Below are 10,195 nucleotides of genomic sequence, written 5' to 3' on the forward strand. Positions count from 1 at the left end.
AAGGGAAAGGGAATAGCATAAATTATAAGTACAGAATGCACGACCCAAGGGTCGGGAGGTTTTTTACTGTCGATCCGCTAGCTAGATCTTTTGTATGGAACTCACCTTATGCTTTTAGCGAAAATAGGACTTTAGATAAAATAGAGCTTGAAGGAGCTGAATCTTGGGATTATTTGGACACTGAAAGTTATGATGAAAGTGCTACAACGTTACAAACAGCTGGGACAATAGCAAAGAATATTGGAATTAATACCTTAAATACTATCCCCTTTACTTTCAATATAATAGAAGTATTTGGACGAGGTGGTCCTGAAAAAGTATTTGAATATGTAGATAAGCAATTTGATCAAATGTCCTATGCTATTGCTGATGATATGATTGATGCCAAACAGAATGAAGGCTTTACTAATTTTGGAGATTATGCAATAGATAGAATTCAAAGTCCGCGATTTATAGAAGGAGTAGGTACTCTTCTTTTGTCAAAAAAACTTTCAAAATATACATCTCCTACCAGGTTATTAAATAAAAGAATTAGATTAGCTAGAGATTTTTATAAATACGAAGGGTATAGTCTACAAAAGGCAAGGGATCATATGGTAGGAATAAATTTTGATAAAGCTGTTCAAACTAAAACTTTACAGAAGGGGACTATTTTAGAAAGATATTCTTATTTAGATCCAGATGGAAATCCTAAACCAGGGGATTATTATACAAAACCAGGTACAGATCCAAATACTCTTGGAATTCCGATGGAAGGTCGAGTAAAAGTGACAGTAAAACTTTTAGAGGACACGAAGTTCCTCAAGTCTACAACTAGCTCTATGGATGATTGGACTACTGAAGGGAGAATCCTTGAAGGTGGTGGAACACAATATTTTAAACCAAATGCAAATGTAGAAGTAGTTAATCCTTAATTTATGAATATACACGACTTATTGAAGCATATATTATTTCTTAAAAAAAATAAGAGTAATCTAAAAGAGATATTACAAGAATACGGTTTAAATCAAAAGTTTTCTAGCGGTACAGATACATTTGTCTTTACTGCAGAAAAGTTTTTTTCACAAGTAATGCTTACTATCAAAAACAAAAGCCTAACTCATTGTGTTCTTTATACTAAATTTGAGTTTAGTGTTGACGATTTAAGAAATCAACTAAATTTTTTAGAGACTAAGTATGTACCTTACGATGACATTTATATTAGTAAATTTCAAATAAGAAATCTTAATTCTATATTGTGGATTGAAATACCTTCAGAAAACTTAAAAACCTCAGGTGATAAACTAAACTCAGTCCATATAAATATATAAACAAATCACGAGATACTTATTTTTATCCTCTCAATCAGGTTAAAAAAGTATTTAAAAACTATCAAAAAAACAATTATTAGCTAAATTGAAAGAAAAGTCTGGAAAAGAAGGTAGTAAGGATATGCTTCTTATGAGATTATATTTTAATATCTAAAATGGTACTACGGGAAAGGCATAAGCTATTTATTATAGGGACTATACATCAATCATAGTGTTAGGAATTCAAAAATTCAATAGATAAATATAGATTCAAACTAATGTTTTTTATATGTATAATTATCGAATCTATTGAACTGCAAGACCCTAATAATAAAAATCATAATTCTAGTTTTAGCACTTTATGATTCTATGGGTTAAAAAATAGTTATCAATTTGAAAAAAATTAATTTTATTTTATTGACCGTTCTATGCTTAATACTTTCTTGTAGTTCTTCTTTTCATAATCAATATTCTCAAAAGATAAAGGGAGCCTGGACAATAAATCATTTTGAACGTATAGATCAAACCCAAAACAAAGAATTTGATTTAAGACGGGAGGAAGGATTTTATATAGTTGGCTTGGAGAACCATAACCACATATGGTTTACAAAAAGAGAAAATAGAAAAGGTAAGTCTATTGATGCCACATATGATATTTTTAAACAAAATGATACTTTAAAACTTAGTATAACCAAGAGTGATGATGAACGATTAGAAGGTGTTTATAACCTTTATATTGATACCATAGCAAAAATGGATAGACAATATAAAGTTCAAATAGCTCTTGATAGCGAAAATACATATTTAAGTGCTTTAAGGGTAAAGAACTAATAATTTATTTAATTATAAATGCCGGTGATAAACGTTATAAGCTTACTAATCATCTTGGAAATGTATTAAGTGTTGTAAGTGATAAAAAAATACCTAAATTAGCATCATCAGGTTCTTTGAGATATTTTAACCCAGATATTAAAGCCTATACTGATTACTATCCTGGCGGTATGCTTTTACCGGGTAGACATGGGAACTCTTCAGATTATCGTTACTACTTCCAAGGTCAAGAGATGGATAACGAGGTAAAAGGTGAGGGAAACTCTATCAACTACAAGTTTAGGATGCACGACCCACGTGTAGGAAGGTTTTTTGCACAAGACCCACTATTTAGAGAATATGCATACAACTCACCTTATGCTTTTAGTGAAAATGTTGTTATAAATGCTGTTGAGTTAGAAGGTTTGGAGAAAAAAGTTATTGTTAATAATAATAGTGCTGGGCAAAATCAACTAGAAAGTAATGTTCATACATTAGAAGGTTCAAAAGCTGGCGACGATAGTTTTATAGGACCAGTAATACAAGTTTTAAATGAAAGAAAACTTATTGACGAACATACTATTGTAACATTTTCTTATAACGGTTTTACAACAAAAACAACAACTTCAGGACCTTGGTGTTGGAAATCTACAGACACTCATATTTTAGCTAAGTATAATGTTCACTTCACTTATGATGGTATTGATTTAAATCTGCCTGTTGAGTTAAATACAGGAGAATCTGTAAACCATCCAGGAGAAAATATTTTAGATTATGCATTAGTAACTATTGGTTCTGGTTTATGGAAAAATATGTTTGAAAAAACAGTTATTTCACGTGCAGAAACTAAAATTATACAACATTTTTCAGGACAGTTAACTAAAAATGGTATTAAGCATAGTATTGATGATATAATCAACATAGGAAAAGATAAGCTAGGTAAAATTATATTTTTAGAAAAGGTAATGCAAACGCAGGCTTAAAACACATAATGCGCCACGCAGATGACTTTGCTAAAAATGGAGTAGCAAAAGATGATATTGCAGATTTTGTTTTTGACGCAGTAAAGAATGGAAAGATAGTAGGTTATCAAGGAAAAGGAACAGGAAGACCGATATATGAAGCTCTTTACAAAGGAAAAGTAAAAAGAGTTGCTGTAACTGTTGGAGATAACGGATTTATAGTTGGGGCTAATCCTGTTTCTATAAAATAAAAATAGATGAATAGAACTATTAAAATAATGCCAGAGTATGAATGTTATCCTATTTGGGTTAGTGAAAATGATGGTAAGATACAGAAGATTTACAAATCTCTGACTCACTAAAATCTCAAATTTTAGAATGGGATAATAAATTTGAGAAAACGTATAATAAAAGCAACCCAATAGAATCTGGTTTTAAAGATGAGAAAGAAGCTCATCTTTTTGAAAAAGAGGGAATTTTAATTTGGACAAATATGACAAACGAATTAAAAGGTTCTACTGTAAAATATAGGAGTATTAAAAATGAAAAAGAATATTTGTCTCCTTTTGAGTATTTACTAGATTTATTATAAAAAATTAAAAGCTACTGTAAAAAGCAGCTTTTTTTATGTTCTAAAGTGTAGCCACATTTTTATTAAAAAAGTCCTTAAACTTTTTTTGGTCAGAAAGGAATCAATCATCTTCACCCAGCTCTTGTATTAATTTAAGCTGTTCTAAGGTTGCTTTATCCGTGGTAAATTCGCTATCAAGATTTACAAGCTCGCCTATTGTTAAGTTAATATAGCGGGCAATCTTATCGAGTGAACTAACGGATCTGTTTTAAGGGAAGCTTACACTTAAACTTCTTTTCGATTAGAAGGGGGACTCGATTATTTAGATGTACTAAGTTGATAGGCTAAATATGTTTGTGACAACCCAAATTCCTTTCTTAAAATAGAAACACACTTACCAAATGACAACATAAAATTATACGTAAACAGTTATAAATACACATAAATTACTGTATTAAGTAAATATATTCATTAAGAAAAGACAAAAGACACTGCTCAAAAGAAAAGTTTTTTCAAGCGTTTGTTTGAAAAGAAGATGCTTAAACAAAATAGTTTTTGTTACATATTTTCATAAACAATCTTATTTTATTCCGATATTAAAAAAATAAGGTATTATGAAAGTAAAATTAGCTATTATCCCTTTGTTTGAACAATTTATAAAGGAAAGCAAAAACGGAAAACGCTTAAAGAAAAATGGAGAGCAAATATCCGAAGGTACAATTAAAAATTACACATACGTCCTAAATAACCTTCGCCTGTTCACTAATAGTACAGGAATCGAGTTAAGAATATGTGATGCATCCAGATTAAACAAGCGTGAACGTTTATCAGAGAAAAACTATTGGAAAAAATTTTATAAAAAATTCACCCTTTTCTTGTATAAAAAAGGTTGTCATGATAACTATGTAGGCATTACCATAAAACAAATAAGAACATTTCTTAATTGGTTAAAATATGATAAAGATTTTAATACTGGTGACTATCAGAAAATACTCTACATAAGAAAAGAAGAAATTAATATTTTGGTACTATCCCCAGAACAACTGAAATTTTTAATTCATGACAAGGAGTTTAACAGATTCCTATCCCCAGCAGAGAAGAAGGTTAAAGACATTTTCGTTTTTGGCTGTACTACGGGGTTACGCTTTTCCGATTTATTTAATCTTACCAGTAAAAATATAGAAGTTCAAAATGGAGATTATTACCTAAATATAAAGTCTCAGAAGACCAAAACCAGTACAGGTATCAAGCTGCCTAAGTATGCTGTAGAAATTTATCAACAATATAAACCCCGTTCTGTCAAAAAAAATATCTTTCCTAAAATAACTCTTTTTATATTCAATAGAACTCTTAAAAATATAGGAAAAAAAGCAGGGTTTACTTCTCCTATATCATTAACCAGAGAACAGTTAGGGAAACCCAAACAGCTGACTAAAAAAGAAGTATTGTTTTGTGACAAGATGAGTTCACATATGATGCGTAGAACAGCAATAACCACTTTATTGATTTTAGGTATGCCCGAGCACCTTGTAAGAAAAATAAGTGGCCATAGCAGTTCAAGCAGTTCCTTTAATCGTTATGTTCATTACGCTCAAACATATATTGATAAAGAAATCGATAAAATCCATCAAAAATTAGAAGAATATTAATAGACTTAAAATAATGTTCAACTCATTAGAGTAGATTAAATTTGATAATAATATTTTAAATAATTAAAAGATATATATATCTTTTATTATGATGCGAACCATAAGTGTTAAAAATGAAAAGAGTGCAAAACAGGTAAAAAGTATTGTTAGGAGACACTATCCCGCAAAGTGTGTAAAGTTAAAATAACAGGGGTTGGACTTTTTTAAAGTCTGACCCTTTTTTCATAGATCGTAAGGAACTGATTTAAAATAATGCCCCAATTCCTAATAGGCATAGACCATTTCTTAGTGGCTTCCCTTGTAGCCAAATATACAGATTTCATAACTGCTTCATCTGTAGGGAATGATAATTTATTTTTGGTGTACTTCCTTATTTTCCCATTGAGGTTTTCGATAAGGTTCGTTGTATATATGATCTTTCTTATCTCCAATGGGAACTCAAAGAATACGGTAAGGTCTTCCCAGTTGTCCCTCCAGCTCTTCACAGCATATGAGTACTTACCTTCCCATAGCCCTGCAAAATCATCCAGGGCAGCTTTGGCAGCTTGCTGGTTGGGTGCGTTGTAGATATGCTTCATATCTGCTGTAAAGGCTTTTTTGTCCTTCCATACCACATACCTGCAGGCGTTTCGTATTTGATGTACCACACAGATTTGGGTTTTGGACTCAGGAAACACGTTCCTGATGGTATCGGTAAACCCGTTTAGGTTATCGGTGGCCGTAATCAGTATATCTTCGGTTCCCCTGGATTTTATATCGGTAAGGACACTCATCCAAAATGCGGCAGATTCATTCTTACCCAACCAAAGTCCCAAAACTTCTTTCTTTCCATCCCTTCAAAGCCCTACTGCTATGTATATTGTCTTGTTGATCACTTTGGAATTCTCCCTTACTTTGAAGACGATCCCATCCATCCAAACAATAAGATATACGGGTTCTAGTGGACGGTTCTGCCAGGCCACGATATCTTCAGTAACCTTTTCGGTAATCCTGGAAATAGTAGAAGTGGAAACTTCAAAGTTATAAACTTCCCTGATCTGTTCTTCGATATCGCTATTGCTCATTCCTTTGGCATAGAGCGATACGATGACGTTTTCTATACCGTCAACCATATTACCGCGTTTAGGTACGATCATCGGGTTAAAGGAAGCATTCCGGTCTCGGGGGACCTGAATCTGGGATTCCCCAAAAGAGGTACGGACCTTTTTTTGACCAAAACCATTGCGGGTGTTGGGATTATCGGACTTTTGGCTCTTGTCATAGCCTAAATGGGCATCCAATTCGCCTTCCAGCATTTTCTCAATGCCACGTTTCTGCAGTTGTTTTAAAAAGCCATTGAGCTCATCTCCACTTTTGAACTGCTTTAAAAATTCATCGCTAAATAAATCTTCTTTTTTCATAAGGTGTAAAATTTAAAATTAGACAAAAAAATAACAGGGGTCGCGACCCCTGTTATTTTTTTATTTACACAGTTTATGAGATAGTCCTTGTTAGGAATGTTTTTATTTATCCTCATATAATAACTAAACTTTAATACTACCAGTTTACTGGATTTACTGTGTGTGTTGAGGCCTTGCCAGTTTTGTCAATAAAAACGTAATATTCATTTTTATCATTTACATCTCTAAAAAAATACCAATTTTGTTTTTGCAATTGCCCAAGCTTTTTTCTACTATCATTTCTATTATTGCAATTCACAAATTTAACCCCTTCATTGTTAGAATTGAAATAGATTTTACTTAACTTCTTATCATTACTATGCTTAGCCCTATAACAGAAATTGGTATCTATTTTGATTACCTTCTTAAGACGTAGAGAACGTAGATCAAAAGGATCTATATCTTCAAATTTTATAGAGTCTGGAACTATTAATCTTTTAATCGTAAAATTAATATAATTCTTACCTCTCCAACCATTATTTTCGATAAAATCACGATTAATCTTAACCCTTGTTTCTAAACACGAGGAAATAAGTATCATAATAAATACAAGTGTAATTCTAATCTTCATTTTTCTCAAGTTTAGGTTTCGCTTCATTTTTTTTATCTTGGGTACTTGGCGGATAGGCTGCCATTAATTCTATGTAATTAGCCCATCTTTTAGCAATTCCTAGAGAATTATTATCTTGATAAATATATTCTGTAGCCTGCAGGAAATTACTTAATTTCACTTGGTCAATATGGTTAGGGTTTGTAGGGTCTAGCCCCATACTTTGGAGTTTTCCAACTTTCCAACTTTTATAATCTGCCAAAATCCCTATAAAATGTAACTGTCCTTTTGCTGCTACATGACTTTCAGCATCTATAGTAAATATATTAGTGTTCTCTAGATAAGCACTTACCTCTTCTACCATCTTAATATCAGCCGCTAAAGTCCTCACATCTTCTACAAATCCTTTATAATCTGGCTTATTATAACCACCAACATCATAGTATGCTTTATCATGTCTTTTAGCAATCGCATCAGGCTCCGTGATAGGTGTAAAAGTGTAATCGTAATTATTATTTTTAAATTCGTCTGAACCATATAAAGTTATTGAACCACCTCCAGAATATAATCCAAATCTTCCTACTACATCAACACCAGTCCGACCTTGTTCCCATATTGGTTTAAAAGCCTCGCTGCCATCTAAATAATAGTATTCATGCTTGACACCTCGTCCTTCAGGACCATATCCTGCGGCATTAAAATAATGTGCTGGTGTGCCTCCTTTCATAATTAATTCTAATGTATTCATTTGATAATATGATATATCCTGTGTTGTGATAATTTCGTTTTTATCATTTAGAATATGCCCTCTAGTAACATATTCTGCACCTTCAAGATCAATACCATCAATAACTCTATTTTCGCTGAATGCATAAGGCGAGTTCCAAGGGTAACCTTTTTCTAAAGGATCAAGAGCAAAAAACCTTCCTATACGTGGGTCGTGCATCCTAAACTTGTAGTTGATAGAGTTTCCCTCGCCTTTTACCTCGTTATCCATCTCTTGCCCTTGGAAGCCGTAGCGGTAATCAGCAGTGTGGCGTGTCTTCCCGTGAGCAAGATTGCACTGGCACCCTATATCTTTTATGTAAATGAATCTTGTATAATTTCCCAATATTGCAAAATGTTGACCTCAAGTAATGAACATAATTGGTTATTAGGTTCATTATTTTTTACTTCCTTGTAAATATCATTCATACTTGATATTATTAATAATATTTCTCTTTTTCATTTTATGAATTTTAGAATAAATTTGATAGTTCATGTTCCAATATATATCCATATCTATAACTTCTGTATTATCTAGATTATCTTCCCCCCCAAGAAAAAGTAATTGTTTATACCCTATACATTTATTAGGGGATAAAATATCTATTTTCAATTTTTTTAATATATCATTAAAATCTTCAGGAATTAAAGTATCATCCCTATAGTCAACGAGTTCTTCATTAAAAAAACCATTTAATGTTTGAGGTAATTCAAAATCCTCCCCTGTAGCTGCATCAAACAAGTAATTCTTCTTTGGATCTGTTATATCTATTGCAAATTGCCTTCCCATCCAATCATATGAAAAACAACATATTTTATTTTTATATTGTGGAAAAAAATCAGTAACAATACTAGTCCAGTATAGTGCACTGGTTTTATTATGAATTCTAAACATTCCTCTATTGTATGAGGTTCCTCCATAATTTGAAAACAATATTGACAAATCATCTTTATCTTTAAATTTTTTGTCAAAAATACTATCTTGCTTTCTTTCTAGAGAAAATAGAATATCGTCCTTCTTATTTTTTGATTTAAATAATTCTAACATATCAATCCTTTATTATCACTTTATTAATTTTTGTTCCTTCAGGTAATTCTTTTATAACATTCTGTATCTGTCTTCCAATACTTCTATTTACACTTTTATCAAGCCCTTTCATATTTGATATGTCATCAGCGCCTCCTAATTGCAAATCTATTATATGATCGACATCCTCTATATCATCTACGTCATAACCGGCTTTTTTATACCTACTTCGAGCATTGGCTTTTCTTTGTGGCTTTTTAACTACTACCGTTTTAGAATTTGAGAGTTGTTCTACTTTTTTTACTGCTGCTGCCTTTTGTTCCGCTGTCCAGCCTTTTTTAAACTTTAAAACTAAATCTACCCCTCCCGAACTTTTAGTCAATTGTTTAACAGCAAATTTACCTAACCCTTTTACAAGATAATAACCGTCAACAATGGCATATACTGTTTCCGTCCCTTCAATCATTGTTTCAGCAAAATCAACACTTCCAGCCATATTGATAGCTCCATTGAAACGAGTGCCTGTACCGTCAGAATCTTTCTCATAATGTTCAACAAGCTCTGGAGCAGCCTGAAGTATTCGACCTAAGTATGTATAATCGTCAGTGCCTTTTTCAAAAAGGCCATACATCCATCTTGTTCCATTAGCTAAAGGTACTTTAGCATCATAAGCTTCCATTGATGATTGGTTTGGAAGTCTATTTTCTTGAAAAGGAAATATCTGTACAGGTTCCTTGTCTGGTCTTGAGTTATTGTGAATAAAAAATGTATGCTCCTTATCATTTTCAACAATCTCAACGTTCAAGACCATCTGTTGAGAAGCATTTCCTTCTTCATCTAAGACATCTTGTAACCTATAAAAGAAATGAATCTCATCTTGTCCGTCTGGATCAACATTATTGATAGGATTGTTAGAAGCAAATTGATACTGACTGAGCCAAGGTTTCTTTACTCTATCTGGTCGGAACCATCTGCCAATCCTTGTGTCCAACATTCTTTCTCCAAAATCAACACTATTCCCTTCCCCTTTAAGCTCGTTATCCATCTCCTGCCCCTGGAAGCCGTACCGGTAGTCCGGAGTGTTTGCATGGCGTCCTGGTAGGAGCATCCCGAAAGGATAGTAATCATTATAG

9 protein-coding genes and 2 pseudogenes are annotated in these 10,195 nt (G+C 32.5%); 6 read left to right on the plus strand and 5 right to left on the minus strand.

Annotated elements, in window-relative coordinates; genetic code table 11:
• The 6 genes and pseudogenes from ACFFGL_RS11100 to ACFFGL_RS11125 all read left to right on the plus strand — a co-directional run.
• Nucleotides 1-914, plus strand: a pseudogene (locus ACFFGL_RS11100) (hypothetical protein); the annotation flags it as partial.
• A 3-nt stretch (nucleotides 915-917) separates the two neighbouring features.
• The gene (locus ACFFGL_RS11105) at nucleotides 918-1,310 is read left to right on the plus strand and encodes a hypothetical protein (RefSeq protein ID WP_309730828.1); all 393 of its coding nucleotides are present in this window, start codon (nucleotides 918-920) and stop codon (nucleotides 1,308-1,310) included.
• 372 nt (nucleotides 1,311-1,682) lie between these two features.
• Nucleotides 1,683-2,120: a hypothetical protein gene (locus ACFFGL_RS11110; RefSeq protein WP_309730825.1), complete on the plus strand. Its 438-nt coding sequence runs from the start codon at nucleotides 1,683-1,685 to the stop codon at nucleotides 2,118-2,120.
• A 116-nt stretch (nucleotides 2,121-2,236) separates the two neighbouring features.
• On the plus strand, nucleotides 2,237-3,082 hold the full coding sequence (locus ACFFGL_RS11115; protein WP_309730822.1) for an RHS repeat domain-containing protein: 846 nt from the start codon (nucleotides 2,237-2,239) through the stop codon (nucleotides 3,080-3,082).
• 8 nt (nucleotides 3,083-3,090) lie between these two features.
• A complete protein-coding gene (locus tag ACFFGL_RS11120; protein WP_309730820.1) occupies nucleotides 3,091-3,312 on the plus strand; it encodes a hypothetical protein in 222 nt (73 codons plus the stop codon).
• A gap of 934 nt (nucleotides 3,313-4,246) precedes the next feature.
• On the plus strand, nucleotides 4,247-5,281 hold the full coding sequence (locus ACFFGL_RS11125) for a tyrosine-type recombinase/integrase (protein ID WP_309730817.1): 1,035 nt from the start codon (nucleotides 4,247-4,249) through the stop codon (nucleotides 5,279-5,281).
• A 203-nt stretch (nucleotides 5,282-5,484) separates the two neighbouring features.
• Here ACFFGL_RS11125 and ACFFGL_RS11130 read toward each other — a convergent pair.
• The 5 genes and pseudogenes from ACFFGL_RS11130 to ACFFGL_RS11150 form a co-directional block, all read right to left on the minus strand.
• Nucleotides 5,485-6,681: pseudogene (locus ACFFGL_RS11130) on the minus strand (IS256 family transposase).
• A 136-nt stretch (nucleotides 6,682-6,817) separates the two neighbouring features.
• On the minus strand, nucleotides 6,818-7,291 hold the full coding sequence (locus ACFFGL_RS11135) for a hypothetical protein (protein ID WP_309730814.1): 474 nt from the start codon (nucleotides 7,289-7,291) through the stop codon (nucleotides 6,818-6,820).
• Nucleotides 7,281-8,381, minus strand: coding sequence for an RHS repeat-associated core domain-containing protein (locus ACFFGL_RS11140; RefSeq protein WP_309730811.1), 1,101 nt, complete (start codon nucleotides 8,379-8,381; stop codon nucleotides 7,281-7,283). The genes ACFFGL_RS11135 and ACFFGL_RS11140 overlap by 11 nt, the downstream gene beginning before the upstream one ends.
• A 75-nt stretch (nucleotides 8,382-8,456) precedes the next feature.
• A complete protein-coding gene (locus ACFFGL_RS11145) occupies nucleotides 8,457-9,083 on the minus strand; it encodes a T6SS immunity protein Tdi1 domain-containing protein (RefSeq protein WP_309730808.1) in 627 nt (208 codons plus the stop codon).
• Nucleotide 9,084: 1 nt separating this feature from the next.
• A partial coding sequence (locus tag ACFFGL_RS11150; protein ID WP_378928453.1) for an RHS repeat-associated core domain-containing protein occupies nucleotides 9,085-10,195 on the minus strand: 1,111 nt, incomplete at its 5' end.

The organism is Mesonia maritima (assembly GCF_042433895.1).
GTDB classification, from domain to species: Bacteria; Bacteroidota; Bacteroidia; order Flavobacteriales; family Flavobacteriaceae; genus Mesonia; species Mesonia maritima.